A 23,835-nucleotide genomic window follows, 5' to 3' on the forward strand; every position below is an offset into this window, starting at 1 on the left:
ATCGTACCTACCCTGCGGGCACGATGGCAAAGAGTGAGCCAAAGGGAGCACCCAAGCCCGACGAGCCGGCTCGCATCGCCGAACTGCGCGACCTGCTGACACGGGCCAACCGGGCGTACTACGTCGACGCCGACCCGGTCATGAGCGACACCGAGTTCGACCGCCTGCTTGACGAGTTGGCCGGCCTCGAAGAACGGCACCCCGACCTGACCGACCCCGCCAGCCCAACCGTGCGCGTGGGCGGCGAGCCCATCGAGGGCTTCGTCACCCGCGACCACGCCCGGCCCATGATGAGCATCGACAACACCTACAACGAGGCCGAAGTTCGGGCCTGGGTCGTCCGGATCTCCAAGGCCCTGAAAGATGACGGCGAGGGCTCGGCCGAGGCCAACCGCTTCGTGTGCGATCCCAAGGTCGACGGCGTCGCCGTCAGCCTCCGATACGAGAAGGGCGAGCTGGCCCACGCGCTCACTCGTGGCGATGGCACACGCGGCGACGACGTGACCCACACCGTGCGCACGGTGCGGGCCATCCCCCTGCGGCTCGATGCACCCAAGAAGAAGCTGCCCGACGTGCTCGAAGTCCGCGGCGAGCTGTTCATCCCGCTGTCGCAGTTCGCCCGCATCAACCGCGAGCGGGCCGAGGCCGGCGAGGCCCCGCTCATGAACCCCCGCAACGCGACGGCGGGCACCATCAAGATGCTCGACCCCACCGTGGCGGCCGATCGCAAACTCGGCTTTGTCGCCCACGGCCGGGGCGAGGTCGATGGCGGGTTCGCCGAATCGTTTACCGAGTTCCTGGGCACCATCAAGGCGATGGGCGTGGCGGTGAGCCCGATGTCGACGACCGCGCGCGACGCCGAGGCGGTGCTGGCGGCGATCGAGCAATTTAATACTGATCGCCACGACCTGGACTACCTGACCGACGGAATGGTGGTGCGTGTCAACCGCTTCGCGCAGCAGGAGAAGCTGGGCGTGACCAGCAAGAGCCCGCGGTGGGCCATCGCGTACAAGTACGCCGCCGAGCGCGCACACACGGTCATGTTGGGTGTGGAACACCAGGTCGGCAAGACGGGCAAGATCACCCCCCGCGCCACCATGGAGCCCGTGCTGCTGGCGGGCACGACCGTGCAACACGCCACGCTGCACAACTACGGCCAGATCGCCCAGAAGGACATCCGCATCGGCGACACGGTCGAGATCGAGAAGGCGGGTGAGATCATTCCATACGTGCTGGGGGTGGTCGCTTCGGCGCGGTCGAAGGACAGCACCAAGATCAAGGCGCCAAAGGAATGCCCGGCGTGCGGGGGTGTCGTCGAGGTCGAGCCGGCCGAGGCCGAGGATGAACCGAAGCTGGAGACCACCCGCCGCTGCGTGAACCCCGAGTGCCCCGCACAGGTGCGCGAGAAGCTGGTGTGGTTCGTGGGGCGGCGGCAGATGGATATCGACGGGCTGGGCGAGAAAACCATCGACCTGATCCGCGAGAACGTTGACATCCCGCTGGAGCACTTTGCCGACATCTTCCGCCTACACGAGCACGAGGACACGCTGAAGGAGCTCGAAGGGCTGGGCGAAAAATCGGTGGCTTTGATGCTCAAGGGCATCGAAGACTCCAAGAACCGTGGCATGGCGCGCGTGCTGGCAGGGCTGGGCATGCGCCATGTTGGCGAGAGCACGGCCAAGGCGCTCGCGCGTGTGTTCCCGTCGGTCGATGCCTTGCTGGAAGCCGAAGTGTGGCAACTCATGCCCACGGCCCTGAACTCCATGAGCCAAGCCGAGCGGAAGCGGTTGATAGGCTCGACTGACAAACTGGAAGACCCGCCCGAGACGGGATTGGGCGCGCTGACCGCGCCCGTCGTGCACGAGTACCTGCACTCCAAGGCGGCACGCCAGACGTTCGATGACCTGCGATCGGTGGGCGTTGATCTATCGAGCAAGGACTACGTTGATCCGGCCGCACGTGTGGAAGCGGGTAGTGATAGTGCCTTTGCCGGCCGCAAGTTCGTGATGACCGGCTCGCTCGAACGCTTCGAGCGTGGGGCGCTCAAGGACATTCTCGAAGGTCTGGGAGCGAAGGTGTCGGGCTCGGTGAGCAAGAACACCGACGTCCTCGTCGCCGGCGAGAAGGCCGGCAGCAAGCTCGACAAGGCCCGGGAACTGGGCGTCGAGATATGGGACGAGCCAAAACTGCTCAATGAGTTGCCGCCAGAGCATGTTCCTGGGTGATCCCTATCAAGCGGATCTGCGAGCGGCCCGATACTTGCCCGGGGCGCGATCGGTGCGCGTTGGAGGGAGTCGCGAGGCATGCAGAATCTCGAGTTCCGATGCGAACTGCGCGACCCGGAGATGGCGATGGCCGCGCTCTTGCGCGCGGGCGCGACGCCGCTGACCACCCTCGAGCTGCGCGACACCTATTTCCGCGTGCCCAGTGGCGTGTTCAAGAAGCGCGAGGCGCCCGATGAGCCGGTGGAGTACATCTTCTACGATCGGCGCGATCGGCTCGCGCCGCACCTGTGCCAGTTCACCGTGTACGACGAGGCGCAGATGCGGCTTCGGTATGGCCGCACCGACCCGCCCGTGTGGCGGACGGTGACCAAGACGCGCGTGGCACTCATGCGGGCCAACGTGCGCATCAAGTTCGACGAGATCGACGGCCTTGGCCAGTTCTGCGTGTTCGAGGCCGCGGTAAGCCGGGTGTTCAACGTCGCCCGCTGCCACGAGAACATCGGCGAGTTGCGGCACATCCTCGGGCCCACGCTCGGCGAACCGGTGACGGGCACCTACGCCAGTATGCTCGACGCGCTCGAGCCCGAGCGGATTATTGGCTAGAGCCAGCCGAGGCGACGCAGCAGCCAGAGCTGCCCGGCGAGCACGGTCGCGAACACGACGCCCCACACCCAGATCGACCAGTCGGGCTGGGTGAAGGGGATGCCCGCGACGTTCATGCCGAGCAAGCCGGTGAGGAACGAGAGCGGCAGGAAGATGGCCGTGACGATGGCGAGCGCGTAGAGGCGGCGGTTGAGGGTTTCGGATTCGATGCCGGCGACCTCGGCCCGTGCAAGCTCTGCCCGGATGTTCTGGTTGTCCAGCTCGTCGACGATGCGGGTGACGCGATCGGCAACCTCGATGAGCGCGGGCGTGAGGTCGGCGGGCATCAGCGTGGGCGGCGCGAGCCGGAGCTCGGCGATGGCCTCGCGCAGCGGCAGGGCGTAGCGGCGCATGGTGATGATGCGCAGCCTCAGTCGTGCGATGTCGCGGCGATCAACCTTTGTTTCCTCGTCGATGACGCCCTCGAGGTAGTCGTCGATCTGCTCGCCGCTCTCGGTGACGGTGGGCGTCATGCGTTCGAGCAGGTTCTCCAGCAGCATGAGCAGCAGCTCGCCGGCGGCCTCAACCTGGACCTTGGGGTTCGGCTGCTCGACGGCGGTGGCGACATCCTCGGCGGCGCGCAGGCGGCGGCGCACGACGGTGACCAGCCGTCCAGGTGTGAGCCACGCACGGATCGAGATCATGTCCTCGGGTAGTGACTCGGCGTTGAGGTTCACGCCGCGGCCGATGAACAGCAAGCCGCCCTTCCACTGCACGCAACGTGGCCGTGTTTGCGTCGCGAGCATGGCGTCGGCGACGTCCTCGGGCAGGTCTTCCTGGAGGCGGAGCCACTCGGCGGCATTGGGTCGGTTGTGGTCGAGGTGCAGCCACCGCCACGCGGTCTCGCTCGTGATGATCTGCTCGATGGGCGCGTCGGGGTTCCGCTCGACGCCCGCGGGCGAGGCTGAGATCAGCACGCCCGACTCGGGCGCCATGGCCGTGAATTTCATCGTGGTCATCGCGGGCCCTCGGGGTTTTGGGGAGTATCGGGCAGAGCACGGGCGTCGCGTGAGCGTCGCTCCATCGCCTCGGCCAGCGGCCCGATGTCTCTGATGTTGAGGTCGCGCTGCGGGAAAGCGATCTCGATATCCAACTCGCGGAAGCGCTCGGCGATGCGCGTGTGCAGCACGCTCCGGGCCTCGACGAAGTAATCGAAGTGTTCCACGAATACCCGGAGCTCGAAGTTCAGCGTGCTATCACCGAAGCCCAGAAAAAGGGCCCGCACCTTGGGCTCGGGCACCACGTGGTCCTGGCTCTGGCCCAGCTCCAGCAGCGTGCGTTCGACAAGGCGCACGTCCGAGCCGTAGGACACGCCCACCGGGATGGTTACGCGCAGGCGCGGGTCCGAGAGCGTCCAGTTGATGAACTGCTCGGTGATGAACACCTTGTTGGGCAGAATGAGCTCGCGCATCTCCCAGTCGAGCACGGTGGTGGCGCGCATGCGGATGCGCGTGATGCGGCCGTTGACGTTGTTGACCGTTACGGTGTCGCCCACACGGACGGGGCGTTCGATGAGCATGATCAGGCCCGAGATGAAGTTGGCGAAGATCTCTTGCAATCCGAACGCGAGACCGAATGTGAGCGCGGCGGCCAGGAACTGGACGTGCGACCAGCCGATGCCGATGGCGCTGAAGGCCAGCAGGATTCCGATGATGCCGATGAAGTACCGCAGGATGCTCGTGACGGCAAATCGGGCACCCGAATCGAGCGGGAGCCGCTTGAGGATGGTGATCTCGAGCAGGCCCGGCAGGTTGCGCGCCAGCACCCAGGTGAGCAGGAAGAAGAGGAAGGCCGCTCCAACGTCGGCCAGCGTGATGGACCGGATGGGCTCGCTCTCGCCCGAGTCGCCGCCGCTCAGGTCGAGCGGACCGAAGGGGTTGGGATCGGCCGAAGCCTGCTGCTCGGCATCGCCCGAATCGGGCCTTGACCCAGGCTCGGGCGGCGGCTCGCTCAGGCTCGGCGCGATCACCGGCGTGGCTTCGGTGTCGATGACGTCCACGGAGGGCCAGAGCTGCACCCGCTCGAGCATGCGCAGGGCCGGGAGCTGCTCGGCCCACAAGCCATACATGCCGACCACCACGCCCACGATGACCGCGGCAACCAGCACACGCCGCGTCTGCGTGTCGACCTCGGCCGCGTCGAGCTCGGCGGGCGCTTCGAGCTCGACGCTCTCGGGATCGCCGGTCGCGGCTCGCTCGGCTTGTTCGGCCTCTCGTTTCTGTTGCGCTCGCTTGACCAGCAGCTTTCGGCGTTCGATGAACAGCCACCGCAGGACCAGGTTGTACGCGATGGTTGCGGCCACCACCAGCCAGCCCGTCAGGTGCAGGCGTTCGTCGAGCCGGGCGGCGGTGTAGTAGTACCCCACGGCGGCCAGGACGGCCAGTGTGATGGGCGCCGCCACCAGCAGCGGGTACCACACCCATCGCGCCTGGTTCACGAAGCTCTTGGGGTGCTTGGCCAGATGGCTGCGCACGAAGGGCAGCCATGGCGCAAACAGCCAGGCGGTGAAGATGGCAAGCACCAACTCGGCCACGATGAACGCCATCCGGCCGAGTGCGTCGTTCATCACCACGTCGGGCTGGTGGCCCATTGCGCGAGCGATCACCGCGAGGGGCAGGATCGTGAACTCGAGTAGGTACACGAGCCGTCGGAAGTGTGTCAGCCCCTCGCGTCGCCAGCGGAAATGAGCGTCAACGAGCCCATCATTGCGCGAGGCGTGGCGAGTGAACTCCAGCACAAAGGCCAGCACCGCCGTGTCGAACAACGCCTTGCCAACGGCTTGGGCGGCCTCGACCTGCGTGCCGGTGAGCAGCAGGCCCACCAGTGTCAGGCTGATCGGTAGCGGCAGGCCCATCAGGATCGTGAGGGGGATGGCCTTGATCGTGAGGCCCATGCGATCGGTGCCGAACTTGCGGACCTGGGTGGCGGTGGCATTGAGGGCCCGCTTGGCCCGTGCTCGCGCCCAGTACGACACGAACAGCGCGAGAAAAACCGGACCAACCAGGAACGGTGGTGGCCAGAAATCGAGCACGGCGGCGAGCCATTGTGAACCGATCGGCTCCTCGCTCGCGGTCGTGGTCGCTTGCTTGCCGCCCAGCAGCCAGACCGCACCGCGGGTCAGGCTCTCGACGCTGGGGATGGCCGAGCCCTGGACGCTGCGGGTCCAGAGGATGCGTTCTTCGATGAAGGTCCGGAAGGCCTTGGTTGTCTCGGCAAGGGTCGATCGTTTGGTCTCGAGGTTGAGCGCCGCGTCGTAATAGGCAAGGTAATCACCCTGGACCTCGTTCAGGATGTCGACGTAGGCGTTGATGATGCTGGAGATCTGGCGTTCGACTTCTGGCGAGAGCGGTTCATCACCAACAGTCAAGCGATCTCGTGCGCGGGTGATAGCCGCTTGGGCGTCGCCGTATTCTGAAAGCTCGTCTTCGATGGCGATCAACTCGTACTGGGCCTGGCCCATCCGCGTGCTCAGAAGCTCGCTGGCATCGGGGTCGATCTCGGGCAGGTTGCGCAGTTCGTCGCGTAGGGCGCGGCCAACAAGTTCGGTAAGCCCGGCGGCCTGCACACGGGCGGCGGTGTTGCGCGCGCGACGCTGGAGGTCGTCGAGTTTCTGCCTGGCCTGTTCGTGCTCGGCGCGCACGTGCTCGAGACGCGCTAGCGTTCCGTCCTTGCCCAGCCGCTTGGTCGCGTACTCGCTGGTCGCCTTGGCGATGCGTTGCAGCTCTGGGTCGGCCACGTCGGCGGCCTGCTGCTGGGCATCTTGCTGGGCCTGGCGGGCCTTGCGGTTGGCCGCCGCGGTCTCGGCGGCGCGGAGCTGGTCGATCTGGCGCGAGGCGAGGTCGGCCTTGCGTTGGGCCAGGCTCTGGCGGAGCGGCAGCACCTCGCGCCGGGCCGTGTAGCTGGCGGTCTCGGCCTCGAGCCGGGCGATGAGGGCGGCCTTCTCGGCGGCCTCGGCCCGCTTCTCCCAGCGCCGGGCCGTTGCTGCGGCGTCGGTCGGATCCGCGGGAAGGGCGGCTAGCTCGGTAGTGGCCTCGGTCAACTCTTCACGCCACTCGACTAGTTGCGTCGGCGCGCTGGCCAGGCGCATCTCGCGGGTTGTGGCCTCGGTTTCCAAACGTATCTCTTCGGCCTTCGCGGCATCGAGCCGGGCCTGCGCATCAGTAAGCAACGCCCTGATGGCGTCGAGCGCCGCGTCGGGTGACAGTTGGGAGAAGTCCTCGGGCTGCGGCAGTGTGGCGGGCTGGTCGAGTTCCCTGCTGAGTTGCTCCTGAGTGCCTGCGGCCGAAGCCGAGGCATCGGCGAATTGCTGGCGCTCTTTGAGTGCTGTGTCGCGGCGTTGGAGAACGGACAGCGCCGCGCTCAGTGGATCAAGCAGGGCGTCCTTGGCCGCTTGGTCGAGATCGGTACTGGCCTCGACCTCGGCGATGCGCTCTTGGACCTGGGTGATCGTTGGGGCGTCAACGGGAGCCACCGGGGCGCTCACGACCGCCTCGGGCTGGGCAGGGGGCCGCGCCTGGGATTCGCCACTATCCTGGCCCAGAGCCACGCCGGCGATCAACAGGAGCGCAACCAAGCCAATGGTACGATTCAGGAGTTTCGGCATCGGGGCAGTGTAAGCAAGATGCGTACCCACAACGAACCAACCAATCGCCGAGGGGGACGCCTAAAACACGCCGCGGGCGATCATCGGTCGGCCCGCACCACCATGAAGTCGAAGCATGCCAACGCGAGCACCGATCCGAGCCTGTGGGTGGACGCCTACGGCGACGCTCTGTATGCCTACGCCCTCCGGCGGCTGGGCTCGTCGACCGACGCCGAGGACGCCGTGCAGGAATGCCTCGCGGCGGCCCTCGGCACTTCGCGGGCCTTCGCGGGCGATTCGGCCGAGAAGACCTGGCTCATGGGCATCCTCAAGCACAAGGTGCTCGACACGCTGCGGGCCCGATATCGCCGGAAAGAGCACGCGGCCGACCTCTCGGCGATGGTTTCCGGCCCGATGGAGGACTTTTCCGATGGCTCGTGGCGTGTGCACCAGCAAGGATTGGGTGCCTTGGACGACCAAGGCGGAGACGCCTCGCCTTCGGGTGCCATGGAGCGGGCCGAGTTTGCCCGGCTCGTGGCGGCGGCGGTAGAGCGTTTGCCCGAGCCCATGCGCACCGTTCTGGTGCTGCGGGAGGTGGACGGCATGAGTTCGGCGGAACTGGGGGAAGCCTTGGGCGTGAGCGCCTCGCAAGTCTGGACACTCGTCCACCGGGCCAAGGCCCGGCTGCGGCGTGAGCTTGGCGGCGAGGACCACTCGAGCAAGAGCCGCGGGGTCGAGAAGAAGGGAGGCGAGCCTTGAAGCGTCTCATCTCGTTCTTCCCCACCCTCTGGTATGTCCTGACCCTTCGCTGCGAGGAGGCCGACCGCATCCGCGCGAACTTCACAGACCCGGCCACGACCCGCGCGCAGAAGGCCGGCGAGCGGATGCACAGCGCCATGTGCGGCTCGTGCCGCGCGGCACGGCGGGCGATGCGGCAGATTGGGGAAGCTCTGGACGATTTCGACAGCGTTGCCCAACCCACGCCCATGCCCGATGACACCCGCCAACGCATGGTGGAACGCCTCCGCGAGCGCGACGGCAAGTAATCCACAATTTTCTTTGGAAACCACGCAAGGCGCAAACGTTCCGACCGACCCATCAGGGCGGCGGCTATCGCGTCGCTTCACATAGGCCCGGAGAGAGGCCCAACCTAGGAGATGCAGAACATGAATCGCAACACCGTATTGATGCTCGGGCTCGCGGCTCTGACCGCCGCGCCCGCGATGGCGCAGTCTGTTGATATCCGGATCGAGAACCTCCAGGAGCCCGGCGGGATGGCGTTCACGCCATTCTGGGTCGGCTTCCATGACGGCACGTTCGACGTGTTCGATGGGGGGTCGCCCGCCTCTGGTGGCATCACGTCCATCGCCGAATTGGGCGACACCGGCCCGCTGACAGCACGCTTCGCGATGGAGCAGCCGATGGGCGTCGACACCACGTTCGCCGACCCGAGCGGCCCGCCGGTGTTCAGTCCGGGCGAGAGCGCCACGATGAGCATCGACGTGGGCGATGCCAGCGTCAACCGCTACTTCAACTACGCCTCGATGGTCGTGCCAACCAACGACCTGTTCGTGGGCAACGATGTGCGCCGCGAGATCTTCGACGACAGCGGCACCTTCCTGGGCCCGATCACCATCGACATCTTCGGCCGCAGCGTGTACGACAACGGCACCGAGGTGAACGACATCACCGATGGCCCCGCCTTTGTCGCGGGTATCGATGCCACCGCTGGCACCGACGAGTTCGAGGACATCCAATTGTTCTTCTCGCGTCCAGGTGCCGACAGCTACCTCGACTCGATCATCGGCACGACGACCGCGCCGGGCGACGAGATCACACGCGTGTTCACCGAGAGCGACCTGATCGGCCGGATCACGATCGTGCCCGCCCCAGGCGCGGCCAGCGTGGGTCTGCTGGCCGGGCTTGGTCTGGCAGCGCGTCGCCGCCGCTGATTCGTCCGCGACTCGACTTCTTCAAACAGCCTTGGTCTTTCCGACCGCGGCCGCACCAGGGGACGTGTGGCCGCGGTTGTTTTCATTCGACCGGTTCTTCGAGCAACTGATAGAGCATGTTGTTCACAAAGTCGTGCGAGCGGGTCAGGCCGAGGTGGTCGGCGCCGATGAACTGCACGCGGTGCCAGTCGATGGGCGAGTTCAGGCCCACCGAGTACTCCATCGCTTGCCGTTCGTCCATGAGGGCACTGGCTCGGACGACCGTGCCATCACCCGGGGCTCTCTGGGCCACCTTGAGCTTGCCCTTGGCATCAACGCTCAGGATCGCCGGGGTGGCTTCGGAATCACCGACGAAGATGGAGATTTCGGTGCCCTCGGGCGGAGCGGCCGGGATGTCGATGGCCTGGAAGAGCTGGTCGGCCCGTGCGAGGCACTTGGCCAGGTGGTCCATACCAATGGCCCTCCGCTCCTCGGGCGACTCGACCTCGGGAAGCAGCCACTCCAGCACCTTGTCGGCCATCGGATCGGCCATGCCCCAACCGTACTTCTCCCAGGTCGCCACGTCGAGCATGTCGATGGGCTCGCCGGTTTCGGCATCGATGACGCTCTCGTGGCGTGTGCGCGGCATGAGCTGGTAGATCGCGGGCATGGTCCCCAGCAGCACGGGGCGGTAGTTCGGAAAGAGGGGATTGAGGTTGAGCCCCTTGACGAGTTGCTCGACGGCCTTGGCCGAGCCGGCGTTGGGCGTGCCGATAAGAATGGCCTTGCGCACGTTCTTGGCACCGGCCCAGGTCAGTTCGGGCAGCGAGCCGTCCTCGGGCAACGGCGTGGGCCCGTAGCGCAGGTAGTACCGCAGCACAAGCCCGCCCATGGAGTGCGCAACGACATCGACTTTGACATGCTCGTCGGCGGGCAGGTCACGCCCCTCGCGCACCTGCTGCTGGCCGTCGAGGATGCGCTGGTGCAACTCGGCGGCGTTCTCCGAGACGTCGCGCCGCCAGTCGTAGCCGTACTGGAAGCAGGTGTAGTGCAGCCCGCCGTAGTTGATGGCCCCGCTGTTGCCGAGTTCTTCGTCTCGGTACTCTCCCACCGCCAGCGTGGTGAGGATGTCGACGTACGCGCCGATGCGAATCCGGCGGAAGGGCGTGACGTCGGCCACGACCAGGTCGAGCACGCCCGGGCTGTACACGTCGTCCCGCAGATCTTTCAGCGGCACGCCCATGGCCATCGGCAGCGCCATCTCGCGGGCACCCTTGGGCGTGTCCGCGTCGGCCGCACCGTACGTGAACGCGCCCCAGACCTTCTGGCCGGTCGTGCGGTTCTCGAGCCTCGAACCCAGAATGCCCGGGATGACCACCACCGGCGTGCGTGCGTCGCCGATCTGCTGGGCGGGGGTGTTGTAGATGGCGGCGAGGTCGGCCCTTCGCGGGCCGTGGCAGGCGGGGAGTGTCAACGCACAGGCGACAACAGGCCATGCCCAACGTCGAAAAAGCTTCAAACCTGATGTATCCACGCCCGCACCTTCCTTTATCGTTGGGCCCAAACGAAGTAACGGAAAGCAGCGAATATTCTCGGGCAATGGGCAGACCCGGACTTGAACCGGGGACACCGGCATTTTCAATGCCGTGCTCTACCAACTGAGCTATCTGCCCCAAGGCCGCCGGAACTGGTCCCGGCGGCCTCAGGGGCCAGTATACACCCCGTGGGAGCCGCCGGGAAGCGATCTGCCGGGCGAGATTCGGGGGACGGTGGCACGATCGGTCGTATCCTCATGTCCGGGGCTCAAGGCAGATTGGACAACGGCCGATAGCCGGTCGGGCAGGAGGGCCATGGGCGTTGGCAGATGAGAAAGCATCCAAACAGACCCCGCGTGTTCTGGCGATCGCCTCGGGCGGCGGGCATTGGGTGCAACTCCTGCGACTTCGGCCGGCCTTCGAGGGGGCCAGGGTCACTTACGTGAGCGTTCGCCCGGCCTACGCCAGCGACGTGCCGGGCGAGCGGTTCATCGCCATCAATGACGCGACGCGGTGGGACAAGGTCGGCCTGCTCAAGATGGCCCTGAGGCTGGTGTTCATCATGCTCCGGGTCCGGCCGAACGTGGTGATCTCGACCGGGGCGGCCCCGGGCTACTTCGCCATCCGGCTGGGCAAGTTGTTGGGTGCCCGAACCATCTGGCTCGACAGCATCGCCAACGTCGAGGAAATGTCGATGACCGGGATGCTGGTGAAGGACAAGGCGTCGCTGTGGCTGACCCAGTGGCCGCATCTGGCCGAAGACGACGGTCCAACCTGCCACGGGAGCGTGCTGTGATCTTCGTCACCGTGGGTGCCCAGATGGCCTTCGACCGCCTGGTCCGCGCGGTTGACCAGTGGGCCAAGGACGCCGGCCGAAGCGACGTATTCGCCCAGATCGGGCCCGCGGAGTACACGCCCGAGCACATCGAGCACGTGGGCTTTTTGGAGCCTCCCGAGTTCACCGAGCGGGCCCGGGCCGCCAGCGTCATCGTGGCCCACGCGGGCATGGGGTCGATCATCACGGCACTGACGATGGGCAAGCCCATCCTGGTGATGCCGCGGCGGGGCGATCTACGGGAGACCCGCAACGATCACCAGATCGCCACCGCCCAGCGGCTGAGCGAACTGGGCAAGGTGGCCGTCGCGATGGACGAAACCGAACTCGTCGAGCGTTTGGGGCGTCTGGACGACCTTGCGTCAACCGGGACGATCGGGCCCTATGCCCAGGATTCACTCATCGCCGCCGTGCGTGGCGTGGTGTTTCCAAGCCAGGACCGATAGCCCACTGATACGATCATGCCGGCCCCTGTGATGGCCGATAGCCCGGGGGTACTCCTGGAGTGGACCTTCAAATGAGCGAAGCGACGATGGCAGCGACAGCGGCGGCTGATCTCAAGACCAAACTGGAGACGAACACCGCTCTGGTGGGCGTCATCGGCCTGGGCTACGTGGGCCTGCCCCTGGCGGCCAGCCTGCACGAAGGCGGCCTGCCCGTGCTGGGCCTCGACGTGGACTCGTCGAAGATCGAGTCGCTCGGGCGTGGCGAGAACTATCTGAAGCACCTGGGCGACGAGATGACCCGGACGCTCTCGGGCAGCGACCGCTTCGAGGCCACCGCCGACTTCGGCCGCCTTGCCGATACCGACGTGATCATCGTGTGCCTGCCCACGCCGCTGGGCAAGCACCACGAGCCCGACCTGAGCTACGTGGTCGTCGCGGGCGAGCAGATCGGCCGCACGCTGCGGGCCGGGCAGCTCATCGCGCTCGAGTCGACGACCTACCCCGGGACGACGCGGGGCGAGTTCCTTGAGGCCATCGAGCGCGAGGCGAGCAAGCGGGGCGTGAGCCTCGAGTGCGGCACCGACTATTTCGTGGCCTACTCACCCGAGCGCGAGGACCCCGGCCGCCAGAGCCACAGCACCAGCACCATCCCCAAGCTGGTGGGCGGGCTCGACGACACCGCGACCGACCTGGCAATGCAGATGTACGCCAAGGGCATCGACAACCTGCACCGCGTGGACAGCGCCGAGATCGCCGAGGCGGCCAAGCTGCTGGAGAACATCTTCCGGGCGGTCAACATCGCGATGGTCAACGAGATGAAGCTCATCCTGACGCGCATGGGCATCGACGTGTGGAAGGTCATCGAGGCGGCCAGCACCAAGCCGTTCGGGTTCATGCCCTTTTACCCCGGCCCGGGGCTGGGCGGGCACTGCATCCCGATCGACCCCTTCTACCTCACGTGGAAGGCCCGCGAGTTCGGGCACGTCACGCGGTTCATCGAGCTGGCCGGCGAGATCAACCACGCCATGCCCGCGTACGTGATCGATCGCTTAGCCGCCGCCCTCAACTCGGCCGGCAAGCCAGTGCATGGGTCGAAGGTGCTTGTGATGGGCCTGGCCTACAAACCCGACGTCGACGACACGCGCGAGAGCCCGTCGTTCGAGGTCATCGAGCTGCTCCGCGAACGCGGCGCATCGGTCGACTACAGCGACCCGCACGTGGCCAAGACCGTGCCCGTACGCAAGCACGACCTGCAGATGCACTCGGTGGAGCTCACCCCCGAGAACATCAAGAAGTACGACGCCGTCGTCGTGGTGACCAACCACAAGGCCTTCGACTACGACGCCATCGCGCAGCACGGGTCGCTCGTGGTCGACACGCGTAACGCCATGGCCGCCCATGCCGGCAGCATGGGCGACCGGCTCGTGAAGGCCTGACCCGTGGCGGCCCTGGCCAGCACACGCACGCACGAGGTGAGCATGCAGCCCGAAGCCATGCGCATCTTCGATGGCGTGATCTGCTTCGGCGGGGTCGATTGGTGGTACCACAACCGCGGGCACTACGACCTGCAGATGATGCGAGAACTCAGCGCGCACGTGCCCGTGTTGTACATCAACTCCATCGGCATGCGTGTGCCCAGGCCGGGCAAGGGCGGCATGTTCGCCAAGCGCGTGCTCCGCAAGCTCAAGAGCCTGAAGCACGGCCTCACCCGCGTGCGCGATACGTTCTGGGTGCTCAGCCCGGTGGTCGCGCCGGCGGGCATGGGCTCGGGCGCGAACGAGAAGGCGCTGGTCTGGCAGGTCCGCCGGGCCGCGCGCAAGGCTGGGATAACGAACCCGCTGGTGTGGGTCGCGTGCCCGCCCGGCCAGCCGGTGGTCGATGCGCTCGATCCCGTGGGCGTGGTATACCAGCGCACCGATCGTTTCGAAGAATTCAAGGGCGTCGACCCGCAACGCATCTCGCGGTTTGATCGGCTGCTCAAGGACCGGGCCGACGTCACGCTCTTCTGCTCGAGTTGGCTGATGGGCCAGGAACGCGAGCAGCCGCGCGAGGCGGCGTTCGTGGATCATGGGGTCGACTACGCGCCCTTCGAGGCCGCGGGCACGGGCGAGACCGAGCCGCCGGACGATACCTATTGCCTGCAACGCCCGGTCGTGGGTTTCATCGGCGGCATCGACGCGCACACATTCGACCCTGACCTGTTTCTCGAAGTCGCCAAGGCCGTGCCCGAGGCGACATTCATGCTCGTGGGCGGGTGTAGCCTGCCAGAGGACTGGTGTGAGCTGCCCAACGTGCGGCTGCTGGGGCAGCGGCCCTACAACGAAGTCCCCGGTTACATGGCCGCGGCCGACGTGCTGATCATGCCGTGGAACCGCAGCGAGTGGATCCGTGCGTGCAACCCGGTGAAACTGAAGGAGTATCTTGCGGTGGGGCGGCCAATCGTGAGCACGCCCTTCCCCGAACTGGAACGGTACGACGGGCTGGTGCGTGTGGGCGAGACGGCCGAACAATTCGCCGGGCATGTGCGTGTGGCACTGGCCGAGAGCTTTGACCCCGCGCCGGGCCGCGATCGCGTGCGCGAGCAGACGTGGACGGCCAAGGCCGACGCGGTGCTCGGAGCGTTACGCGAGCGTGGCATCTCGCATACGGAATCAGCATGACCTCGGTGGCCGCGACCATCCCAAAGACCGAGACCGTCAGCGGCTGGACCACCGCCCGCCTGGGGTGGCTCGTGGTGCTCCTCATGCTCGCCGTGCTTGCCGCGTTGCCCTCGTGGCAGAACGTGCTCGACCTGGCGCTGCGGAGTTCGGAGTACTCCCACATCCTGCTGGTGCTCCCGGTGGTCGGGTTGTTGCTCTGGCTGCGGCGCGAGTCGCTTTCGGCCGTGGTTCCCACGTATTCGATGTGGGGCGTGGCAATAGCGGCGCTGGGTGTCGGGATGGACTTCGCCGGATTCGCCACCCAGATTGACGTTCTGAAAGACCTCGGCATGGTGGTCCTGCTCATGGCCGCTGTTGTCGCGGTTGCCGGGTGGCGCTGGCCGCTGAAGGCACTGCCCGCGTTCGGCGCTTTGCTGTTCCTGGTTCCCGTGCCGGGCCGCGTGCGCCAGCAGATCGCGCTGCCCTTGCAAGACGCCTCGGCATCCATCACCGAGTGGTTGATGGACCTGATCGGCCAGCCCGTGATTCGGATGGGCAACGTCCTGCAGATCAACGGTGTCGACGTGGCGGTGGCCGAGGCGTGCAACGGCATGCGCATGGTCGTGGCGCTCGCGCTGGTGGCCTACGCGTTCGCGTTCTCGATGCCCCTGCGGCCTTGGGCTCGGATTGCCATCCTGGCGCTGAGCCCTCTCGTGGCCTTGCTCGCCAATGTGCTGCGGCTGGGGCCCACGGTGTTGTTCTATGGACACACCGACCGGGAGGTTGCCGACTTCGCCCATGATGTGAGCGGCTGGGCCGTCCTGCTGGTCGCGCTGGGCGTGTTATGGGGCTCGGTGGCGTTGTGCCGCTGGCTCGAGGTGCCGATCGAACCCAAGCGTCCGGACTGACGATAGTGCTGCGGAGGATAATGGCCCGCGAATCGCGAAAACCCGCCCTGGCCATGCTGGCCGCACCGCTTACGGCACTCATCCTTGCCGGGATGTCGGTGTATTCCCTTGTCTCGATTCGGCCTAGCGGCAGCGACGCGTATTTCGCGAACGTCCGCACGGCCATCGAAGCCCTACCCGACCAGATCGACAGCTACATCGGCGAGGACAGGCCAGCGCTCGCCGCCGCTGTTGAATTGCTCCGACCGAATAAGTTGCTCCAGCGCGAGTACAAGGATCCGTTGACAGGATCGCGATTCTCGATCCTCGTCGTCCATTGCGGCGACGTTCGGGATATGATGGGACATTACCCTCCCGTGTGCTATCCGAGCAACGGCTGGGACGTGGACAGCGTGAACGGCGAGCACATCGACCGTTCCGTGGGCGGTCCGATACCCATCACGCGCTACCACGTCAGCCGCGGCGATGGCGAGGCGAGGGTATCTCGCGTGATCGCGAACACGTTCGTGGTCCCGCGAGCCGATGACCCACTGGGGCGCGATGATCGCGCCCTGGATCGCGTGACGCGGACACGGTGGAGTTCTGGGCTCGGGGCGGCCCAGGTCCAGATCATCACCAATGCCCAGATGGACCCGGCCACGCGGGAGCGGATCGAGCGGAGCGTCGCCGACGAGTTAGAGGGGCTCATCGGGGCGATCGCCCGGGGCCGGGAAGGTGAAGGGGAGAGCACGTGAGCAGCCATCAGGACCCGCATCTGGACGCCTGGATGGAGACCGAGGAGCCGCAGGAGCAGGGGCACACCATCAACCCTGTGCTGCTGGTCCACCGCGCGCTGCGCGGGCGGTATCTCCTGGCGATCGTGATTGGCGTGGTGCTTGCCATCCCCGGGGCGTTGGTCGGGTACAAGCTGATGCCGCCGGTGTATACCAGCATGGGCATCATCAACATCGATCCGGCTGGCCGGAGGCTGATCTACACCAACGAATTTACGGAGAAGATCGCTTCGTTCGAGTCATATGTTCGTTCGCAGGCGACCATGGTCGAGAGCCCCCGTGTTCTCCAGGATGCCGCAACCAAGCTGGCCGAGCAATCGCTGCTGCCTCCCGACCCGGGCAACTGGATACGCCTCCAGCGGGCCACCACCGTTTCGGTTCCCAAAGGCGGCCGCGAGATCTACGTCCGCGTCACGATGGCCGACCCCCGGCTTGCCAAGGACGTGGCCCAGACGATCCTCACGTCCTACGAGTCGATCGCCACCGATGAAGCGTCCGATTTTTGGGACGACCAGGAATACGCCATCGAACAGATCGCATCCACGACCCGCAGCGATCGAGACTCATACCTCAGGTCGGCCCGAGAGTTGGCCGAGGCGCGAGGGCTGGTCGATCTGGAACGGCGCAGGATGTTCGTCCAGAGCCAGGTTGAGACTCTGGAGAAGCAGATCCAGGCACTCGAGATCGAGGTGCCAACGTTGCTCCAGGAACGGCCCGAGGACGATGCCGATGTGCCCGTACGCGACCTGACCCCCGAGGACTATGCCCTTGTCGACTCCCACATGAACGGGCTCGTCGGCCGCCGTCGGTCCATCGAACAGGACATGTCCGCGCTGCTCTCACGCGTGACGGAGATCCACCCGGACTACCTCGACTACGAGGCCCAGTTGGCCGCTGTCCAGTTGAGCATCGACGAGCATATGGCTTTCCTCAAGGAATCTGGGCTTGAGATGCCAACCGGCGGCACCGGCCTGGGCGGGGCCCGCCAGCGTTATGACGCGCTGCGAGCGATCCGAGCTTCTCTGGCCAACGAGGCAAAGGAATTGAGCGAGATCGCCTTGGATATCCAAGCGTTCGAAGCCGAGGCCCAGGCGGCGCAGGATCGGCTCGATCTGGCCAATAGCCGATTGGAGAGCCTGCGGACCGAACGGCAGAACTCCACCGAAGGCCGCATCAGCATCGCCCAGCAGGCCGAGGTTCCCTACCAACCGAGCGAGGACCGGCGCAGGCCTTTGGCCGCGATGGGAGCGCTCGGGGGCATGGGCTTCTCGGTCGCCGCGTTCGCCGTGTATGGCCTGCTGCACCCCCGCTACCGCTACGTTGCCGACCTGGAGGAAGAGGCTGCGGCACCGCCCGTGCTCGGGCTCGTGCCGCAGGTCGCCGACGGTCGCATCGAAGCCGACGAGGCGGCGCAGGCCGGCGTCCACCAGATTCGCAGCCTGCTTGAGTCGGTGCCGCACGTTGGCAACGCACGCGTGATCGTGGTTACCAGCGCCACAGCCGCCGAGGGCAAGAGCACGCTGGCCGCCGCCCTTGCTGCCTCGATGTCACGCGCTGGGCGAAAGACCCTGCTCATCGACGCCGACCTAATCGGCCGGGGTGTGACCAGCCGCCTCTCGGCTCGCCGACTCTCGGGCCTCTCCGATCGCGTGGCCAGCGCTCATGACAACGGGCAGATCCACGAGGTCGAGGGCCGTTCGAATCTCGATCTCATGCCCGCTGGCGTGGCCGAGGGATTCGATGCCGAGCAACTGTCGAGCCAGGCGATGGAAGAACTTCTGGCATCGCTACGACCACGATACGACGCGATCGTGATCGACACGGGTCCCATCCTGGGCAGCCTCGAAGCCAATGCCGTGGTACCCCACGCCGATCAAATCGTGCTCGTCGTTTCTCGTGGCCAGAACACGCGTCTGGTCAAGGTCGCCATCGACCGATTGCACCGGTTCCATGCCGGACGCATCGGCATGGTGTTCAACCGTGCGGCCCGCGGCGATATTGAACGCAGCACCAGTGCCGCATCCATCAGCGTGCGTTCGCGCGCGGCCTCGAGGCCAGATGCCGAGCAGGCCAGATCCATGTCGGCCAGCGTATGAGCCGCGCTGACGCTCGACCGTTGACCCCGGCGCAGGGATTCGCGAAAGGGAGACTCGTGCAATGAACCGGCGAACCAAGCGACGCTTGATCGTTCTGGCGGCTGTGGGCGGCGTGATCGTGCTTGCCGGCGTTGGCGGTACCGCGGTCCGCAAGATGCGGCGTGCGCAGATGGCCGAGACCGCTCGGACCGAAGGCATGGCCGCCTACGAAGCCAAGGACTACGCCACTGCCCGCCGCAGCCTGGGCCTGTACGTGCGATACCACCGCGACGAGCCCGAGGTCTGGACCGCCCTGGGCGATGCGCAGCGGTACCTCGAAGAACCCAACGCCAAGCACCTGACCAACGCCCGGAATTTCCTGGACCAGGCCGTGCTGCTCGATCCGCAGAACATCCGAGCCAGGGAGATTCTGCTCGACATCCACGAGATGCTCGGCAACTGGCAGGAGATGGCCGAAGTTGCCAGCGACTTGCTCGAACTCGATCCAGAAAACGACAAGGCCGCACTCCTTCGTATCCGGGCGAACCTTCGCCGCGGCAACGAGGACGAGGCGATCGCTGCGGCTCGGGAGTTCGTGGTTTCGCAGGACGGAGCCATCGAGGCCCACCTGGAGATGCTCCGGGTGCTCCAGCAATCCGGTCGCAGCGCGCGCGTGCAGCGTGAGTATCTCGAGAACGAGGTGGCCCCCAAGCACTCGGGCACGACCTCGATGGCCGTGCTCCGCGCAACCGTCGAATACGACGCGAACCAGCCGCAACGAGCGTCCGAAATCCTGTTGCAAGCCGGCGAAGCGGGCGCGACCGACGGCCCCGGTGCTCGGATGCTGCTCGATTCGCTCGAGCTGATCGCCGCCAGAACCCGGAACACGGCGCTATTCGATCAATCCGAGGTGTGGTTGGTGGAGTGGCTCGAACGAGAAGAACTCGCGCCGCACCTGCTCGAAGTCGCCGCCGGCCGCGCGTGGCGATCGGGCCAACCCAGCCGCGCCGTCGACATGGCCACGCGCGCCATAGGCCTCGACTCCGTGAACGAATCGGTCTTCGGCTGGGGCCTGCTTGGTGCCATGGAACTCGGCATGGAAGGCCAGGAGACCGCGAATCGCCTTCGACAGGCGTTCGAGGAACAGGTCGACGAAGAACACGCCAACCGCGCCGATCGCTGGCGGCAGGTCGTCGATGCGGCGGCACGTGCGGCACGAGGCGAAATCGCTTCGGAGCAACCCCTCGTGCCAGATGGGACGGGCGGGATCAACACGCTCGGCCCCGATGCCGCAGGCGAGTATTACGACGCGATCGACGATGCGAGCCGGTACAGCACACGCGCAGCGATCGAGCGATTGGCCGGGCTCGGCCAGCAACCAAGCTGGCGGCGGGCGAGGTTCGCCCTGGCGGGCATCCTGCTCAGCGAGGGACGGGCTGCCGATGCACTCTCGGTGCTCAACAGCGACGAGGGCCTCCGCCTGTCTGCCGGCGGCACGGAACTCTTTGGCGATGCCCTAGCCAGCATGATCGAGGCCAGTGGCACCCTGAGCGACGAGAACGCAACTACCCTCGACGAGTATCTCGTGGCCAGCCCTGACAACCCGGTGCTCCTCGCCGCGGTCGGCCGTGGTGCCCTGGTTCGTGGCGAAACCGACCGGGCACGCGAGGTGGCCCAACGGTTGGCGGGCTCGGAGGCCGCTCAAGCCGCCGTAGCGGCGGTTCGTTTCGCGGGCAGCTTGCAAGCTGTTGATGCCGAGCTCGCCGAGGCCATTATCGATCGTGTCGCGGTGACGGCCACGTCGCCGCGTCACATCGCCGCCGCCGCGATCGGCATGGCCGAAATCGGGCAGGTGGATGAGGCCCGGCAGCTGCTCGACCGGAGGGCCGGCAGCGTCGAGTCGGGCTCCACGCACGAGTGGACCCTTGCCCGGATCAAGCTCGCCAACGCCATCGCCGACGCGCAGAGCCTGGACACCCTCGAACGGATTTCTGCGAGCAACGCGGGCGATCCGCGTGTCCAGATCGAGATCCTCAGTGCGACGGCCATCTGGGCAGACGCCGATCGCGCGGGCCAGATTATCGCCCGCTTGCGTGAAGCCCAGGGCGAGGCCGGCCTCGACTGGCGCGTGTTTGAGGCCAGCCGGCTGCTGGAAAATGATGGCTCGATCGAGGCCGCAAACGCTGCTGTCGTCCTGCTCGAGCCCGTGCTCACCAGCGTTCGCGGCAAGCGGGACACACGCGCCATGCTCATCGCGGCCGATGCCTTCGAGCGCAACGGAACGATCGAGTCGGAGCTCCAGGCGTTGGCCTCGGCCGCCGATGGCAACGATCCGCTTGCTGCGCTCCCACGCCTGATCGACCGACTCCAGAGCCTCGGTCGGAGCGAGCTAGCCGCCACACGCTTGCGGCAATTTGTCGAGTGTGGCAACGTTCCCCCAGAGTCTCGTGCGGTGCGGCTGCAATTGCTCCAGCGTCAAGGGATGCACGATCTGGCGGCACGCGATGTCGAATCTCTCGCAACAGAAGGCTACCCGGAGTACGTCTTGCTCGCCGGGGTCGCGTCGCGCTCGCGCGGATCGAGCCAGCCACTGACCGAACTCGAGATCAAGTCGTTGGATGCCGAGCTTGCGCCCCAGGGCGAGATCTACGCGGCGCAATTGCTGGCACGTGTCGGCCGCTTCGATGAGGGCCTCGCCCGCCTCGAAGCGCTGCCCGCCAGTTCCGAAGCCGGATCGCGCGCCATTATCATTGCGCAGTACCTCAACGGCGAGGGCAAGGTTGAGCGGGCCCTTGACTATCTCACGAGGCATGCGGAGACCTCCAACAGCCCCGATGCCTGGATGGAAGCCGCGCGCATGCTGGTCGGCCAGATGCGGATTGACGAGGCCGTCGCGCTGCTCGACCGTGCGGTGGCCGCGCTTCCGGGCAATACCGACATCGCCGCATTCCGGGCCTCTATCGATTCCGATACCGAAGCGACCCCGTTCGATCGCATGGCTCGATTCGCAACCTCGGCAGCCGGCCGCGAGGATGCCAACGAGAGTATGAGGGAACTGGGCGCCATTACTCGGCGATACGTCGCCGGTGAGATCGACACGGCCCGAGCCGCTCAAGCGCTTGATTCGTTAGCCAAGCGCCGCGCCACCTTCTATCCCTTGTGGCCGCTGCTCATCGCCGCGTACCAGCACCTCGGCCTGCCCGACGAGGCCGCCCGCCGGGCGCGCGACGCGATGGCATCGCTGCCCGGCGACCCGCGCCCAGCCCGTGACGCCACGCAACTCTTGCTCGAACTCGAACGGTTCGAGGAAGCACTCGGCACGGCGGGCGAATGGCGCTCGCTGGCCGACGACGAAGCGTCTCGGGCCCAAGCCGACATGGCATTGGGTATCGCCGAGTATCGCCGGGGCAACGTCGACCGCGCGATCGGGCTGCTCGATCCGCAACTCGATCGCATGCTGTCAGACATCGACAATCACGAGCACGCTGCACGCTCGCTCGCCGAAGCGCTCACCGCCGCCGATCGGATGGACGAGGCAGAGGGCATCCTCCTGCCCCTTGCCCAAGAGAACACCGCCTGGGCCGCGTTCATGGCATCAGTGGCTGTCGTGGCACCCGACACACAAGCCAACACCGACCGAGCCTCGAACTGGCTCGTGATGCTGACGCCACTGCTTGCGGGAGACATCGAGGGCACCTTCAATCTGGCGTCGTCGTGGATGGTGCTCTATGACCGCACCGAAGACACAAGTGTTGCCGACCGAGTGGTCGCTCTAGCGGAGGACGCCGAACGCTCCGGGGCCGGCTCGTGGCAACTGGTCGCGATCCTGGCTACCGCGCTCGAGGCCAAAGGAGATTTCTCTCCTGCCGTGGCGGCGTACGAGCGGGCCCTGGCCCTGTCAGGAGCCAAGGTTCCCGCGTTGCTCAACAACGCGGCGTGGCTGCTTACGTCCGAACTCGGCGAACACGACCGAGCGGTAGCCCTCGCCCGCGAAGCCGTATCGTTCTCTGATGACCCGAGCTTTCCCCGTTCGGATCGCGCGGTCTTCCACCACACACTCGGGGCGGCATTGCTTGCCTCGGGTGATCCAGCGATGGCATTGAGCACCTTTGACGACGGGCTGGCGATCGCCGACACGCCCTCGCTCCGGCTCGGGCGCATCGAGGCCCTATTGGCCGTGAATCGGCGGACCGAGGCGACCGAGTCGTTCGGGCGGTTGCGGCCGAATGACACATGGACAACGGCCCAACAAACGCGATATGAGACGCTTCGAGAGGCTCTCGGGCCGTGATACTTTATCAAAAACCGAACATTACATGAATTCTTGTCACGTTTGACGGTAAGCGTGATTAAATACACGCACTTACGCTTGCATTGATACCCAAACCTGTGGTATTGTTCGGGTGTTCGGTGGTGTTGACCATCGCGCGAAAGAAAGAGAGATTATCGGATATCCGTCCGGAGGGAGTTCTAAAATGAAGAAGACGATCTATGGCGGCCTCTTGGTCGCCCTGGCCACTACGGCGGCCACCGCTAGCACCGTGACCGTGACTTTCGGCGACAGCACCCGGCATGACCCGCTTCCCGGTGCTCCCGGCACCGTCGAGCGTAATCGCGGCGGCGAGTTCCTCATGACCGGCGATCTCGGCAGCTTCAGCTCGTTCTGCTTGGAGTATGACGAGACCATCGCCGAGAGCACGTACAACTTCTCGATCGACACCGTCGTGCGGTCGGGTGGTGTTGGCGGCGGGTCGCCCGACCCGCTCAGCGCCGAGACGGCCGAGTTGTACCGCCAGTTTGTGTCTGGGGCGATCGGGCCGGCCATGGGCCAGTCGAACACCGCGTTTAACAACGCCGTCCAGGACGCGTTCTGGTACCTCGAGGAAGAGCTCGGCGCCGTCGATTTCACCGCCGCGACCGCTGATGCCTCGAGCGCGAACTTCGCGAACCTGAGTGCGAGCGCCCAGACCCTGGTCGATTCGGTGTGGGGCACGACCGCCTCGGTTGGTCGCGTCCGCGCCCTGAACCTCACGAGCATCGTGAGTGGTGCGGATCGCCAGAGCATCCTGTACATGGTGGCTATCCCGCTGCCGAGTGCTGGCGCTCTGGCACTTGCCGGCTTGTTCGGCGTTGCCGCCGTCCGCCGTCGCCGCGTGCTCTGACCCACCCCCTCCCAGGGCGGAGCTTATCCATCTTGTCTGATATTCGCGTGCCAGCTATACGCTGGCGCGCGTTTTTTCTGCG

17 protein-coding genes and 1 tRNA gene are annotated in these 23,835 nt (G+C 66.2%); 14 read left to right on the forward strand and 4 right to left on the reverse strand.

Going from position 1 to position 23,835, the window contains the following annotated elements:
- The first annotated feature begins 23 nt into the window (after positions 1-23).
- Positions 24-2,225, forward strand: a complete 2,202-nt coding sequence (gene ligA / locus NCW75_10315; protein ID UYV11691.1) for an NAD-dependent DNA ligase LigA — start codon at positions 24-26, stop codon at positions 2,223-2,225.
- 78 nt (positions 2,226-2,303) lie between these two features.
- Positions 2,304-2,828, forward strand: coding sequence for a hypothetical protein (locus tag NCW75_10320; GenBank protein ID UYV11692.1), 525 nt, complete (start codon positions 2,304-2,306; stop codon positions 2,826-2,828).
- On the opposite strand, the gene NCW75_10325 is transcribed toward NCW75_10320, so the two are convergent.
- The gene (locus tag NCW75_10325) at positions 2,825-3,826 is read right to left on the reverse strand and encodes a hypothetical protein (protein UYV11693.1); all 1,002 of its coding nucleotides are present in this window, start codon (positions 3,824-3,826) and stop codon (positions 2,825-2,827) included. The two genes, NCW75_10320 and NCW75_10325, sit on opposite strands and share 4 nt — an antisense overlap.
- Positions 3,823-7,470: a mechanosensitive ion channel gene (locus NCW75_10330; protein UYV11694.1), complete on the reverse strand. Its 3,648-nt coding sequence runs from the start codon at positions 7,468-7,470 to the stop codon at positions 3,823-3,825. Before NCW75_10330 ends, NCW75_10325 begins: the two co-directional genes overlap by 4 nt.
- A 102-nt stretch (positions 7,471-7,572) precedes the next feature.
- On the opposite strand from NCW75_10330, the gene NCW75_10335 reads away from it, so the two are divergent.
- From NCW75_10335 to NCW75_10345, 3 genes are all read left to right on the forward strand, one after another.
- On the forward strand, positions 7,573-8,208 hold the full coding sequence (locus tag NCW75_10335; protein ID UYV11695.1) for a sigma-70 family RNA polymerase sigma factor: 636 nt from the start codon (positions 7,573-7,575) through the stop codon (positions 8,206-8,208).
- A complete protein-coding gene (locus tag NCW75_10340; protein UYV11696.1) occupies positions 8,205-8,495 on the forward strand; it encodes a hypothetical protein in 291 nt (96 codons plus the stop codon). Before NCW75_10335 ends, NCW75_10340 begins: the two co-directional genes overlap by 4 nt.
- Before the next feature lie 120 nt (positions 8,496-8,615).
- The gene (locus NCW75_10345) at positions 8,616-9,401 is read left to right on the forward strand and encodes a spondin domain-containing protein (protein UYV11697.1); all 786 of its coding nucleotides are present in this window, start codon (positions 8,616-8,618) and stop codon (positions 9,399-9,401) included.
- Between the two features lie 82 nt (positions 9,402-9,483).
- On the opposite strand, the gene NCW75_10350 is transcribed toward NCW75_10345, so the two are convergent.
- Positions 9,484-10,854 (reverse strand): hypothetical protein, encoded by a 1,371-nt coding sequence (locus NCW75_10350; protein UYV11698.1) that lies wholly within the window; start codon positions 10,852-10,854, stop codon positions 9,484-9,486.
- A 126-nt stretch (positions 10,855-10,980) separates the two neighbouring features.
- Positions 10,981-11,053 (reverse strand) — tRNA-Phe (locus NCW75_10355).
- A 184-nt stretch (positions 11,054-11,237) separates the two neighbouring features.
- Here NCW75_10355 and NCW75_10360 point away from each other — a divergent pair.
- From NCW75_10360 to NCW75_10400, 9 genes are all read left to right on the forward strand, one after another.
- Positions 11,238-11,711, forward strand: coding sequence for a hypothetical protein (locus NCW75_10360; GenBank protein ID UYV11699.1), 474 nt, complete (start codon positions 11,238-11,240; stop codon positions 11,709-11,711).
- On the forward strand, positions 11,708-12,196 hold the full coding sequence (locus NCW75_10365) for a hypothetical protein (protein ID UYV11700.1): 489 nt from the start codon (positions 11,708-11,710) through the stop codon (positions 12,194-12,196). The genes NCW75_10360 and NCW75_10365 overlap by 4 nt, the downstream gene beginning before the upstream one ends.
- 71 nt (positions 12,197-12,267) lie before the next feature.
- Positions 12,268-13,632 carry a nucleotide sugar dehydrogenase gene (locus NCW75_10370; protein ID UYV11701.1) on the forward strand — a complete coding sequence of 455 codons (1,365 nt, stop codon included), beginning with the start codon at positions 12,268-12,270 and terminating at the stop codon, positions 13,630-13,632.
- A gap of 3 nt (positions 13,633-13,635) precedes the next feature.
- A complete protein-coding gene (locus tag NCW75_10375; GenBank protein ID UYV11702.1) occupies positions 13,636-14,856 on the forward strand; it encodes a glycosyltransferase in 1,221 nt (406 codons plus the stop codon).
- Positions 14,853-15,743, forward strand: a complete 891-nt coding sequence (locus NCW75_10380; protein UYV11703.1) for an exosortase/archaeosortase family protein — start codon at positions 14,853-14,855, stop codon at positions 15,741-15,743. Before NCW75_10375 ends, NCW75_10380 begins: the two co-directional genes overlap by 4 nt.
- Positions 15,744-15,763: 20 nt before the next feature.
- Positions 15,764-16,477 carry an EpsI family protein gene (locus NCW75_10385; GenBank protein UYV11704.1) on the forward strand — a complete coding sequence of 238 codons (714 nt, stop codon included), beginning with the start codon at positions 15,764-15,766 and terminating at the stop codon, positions 16,475-16,477.
- On the forward strand, positions 16,474-18,612 hold the full coding sequence (locus NCW75_10390) for an AAA family ATPase (protein ID UYV11705.1): 2,139 nt from the start codon (positions 16,474-16,476) through the stop codon (positions 18,610-18,612). The genes NCW75_10385 and NCW75_10390 overlap by 4 nt, the downstream gene beginning before the upstream one ends.
- Positions 18,613-18,673: 61 nt before the next feature.
- Complete coding sequence (locus NCW75_10395; GenBank protein ID UYV11706.1) at positions 18,674-22,882, forward strand: tetratricopeptide repeat protein; 4,209 nt, start codon at positions 18,674-18,676, stop codon at positions 22,880-22,882.
- A 184-nt stretch (positions 22,883-23,066) separates the two neighbouring features.
- Positions 23,067-23,753 (forward strand): VPLPA-CTERM sorting domain-containing protein, encoded by a 687-nt coding sequence (locus tag NCW75_10400; GenBank protein ID UYV11707.1) that lies wholly within the window; start codon positions 23,067-23,069, stop codon positions 23,751-23,753.
- Positions 23,754-23,835: the final 82 nt, after the last annotated feature.

This window comes from Phycisphaera sp., from assembly GCA_025916675.1.
Classification (GTDB): Bacteria; Planctomycetota; Phycisphaerae; order Phycisphaerales; family UBA1924; genus JAHCJI01.

What these genes read in the sequence shown, in the direction of transcription:
- NCW75_10335 (UYV11695.1), top strand. Translation starts at nt 7,573, where the DNA reads ATGAAGTCGAAGCATGCCAACGCGAGCACCGATCCGAGCCTGTGGGTG.
- NCW75_10380 (UYV11703.1), top strand. Translation starts at nt 14,853, where the DNA reads ATGACCTCGGTGGCCGCGACCATCCCAAAGACCGAGACCGTCAGCGGC.
- NCW75_10370 (UYV11701.1), top strand. Translation starts at nt 12,268, where the DNA reads ATGAGCGAAGCGACGATGGCAGCGACAGCGGCGGCTGATCTCAAGACC.
- ligA (UYV11691.1), top strand. Translation starts at nt 24, where the DNA reads ATGGCAAAGAGTGAGCCAAAGGGAGCACCCAAGCCCGACGAGCCGGCT.
- NCW75_10320 (UYV11692.1), top strand. Translation starts at nt 2,304, where the DNA reads ATGCAGAATCTCGAGTTCCGATGCGAACTGCGCGACCCGGAGATGGCG.
- NCW75_10325 (UYV11693.1), bottom strand. Translation starts at nt 3,826, where the DNA reads ATGACCACGATGAAATTCACGGCCATGGCGCCCGAGTCGGGCGTGCTG.
- NCW75_10330 (UYV11694.1), bottom strand. Translation starts at nt 7,470, where the DNA reads ATGCCGAAACTCCTGAATCGTACCATTGGCTTGGTTGCGCTCCTGTTG.
- NCW75_10395 (UYV11706.1), top strand. Translation starts at nt 18,674, where the DNA reads ATGAACCGGCGAACCAAGCGACGCTTGATCGTTCTGGCGGCTGTGGGC.
- NCW75_10400 (UYV11707.1), top strand. Translation starts at nt 23,067, where the DNA reads ATGAAGAAGACGATCTATGGCGGCCTCTTGGTCGCCCTGGCCACTACG.
- NCW75_10385 (UYV11704.1), top strand. Translation starts at nt 15,764, where the DNA reads ATGGCCCGCGAATCGCGAAAACCCGCCCTGGCCATGCTGGCCGCACCG.
- NCW75_10345 (UYV11697.1), top strand. Translation starts at nt 8,616, where the DNA reads ATGAATCGCAACACCGTATTGATGCTCGGGCTCGCGGCTCTGACCGCC.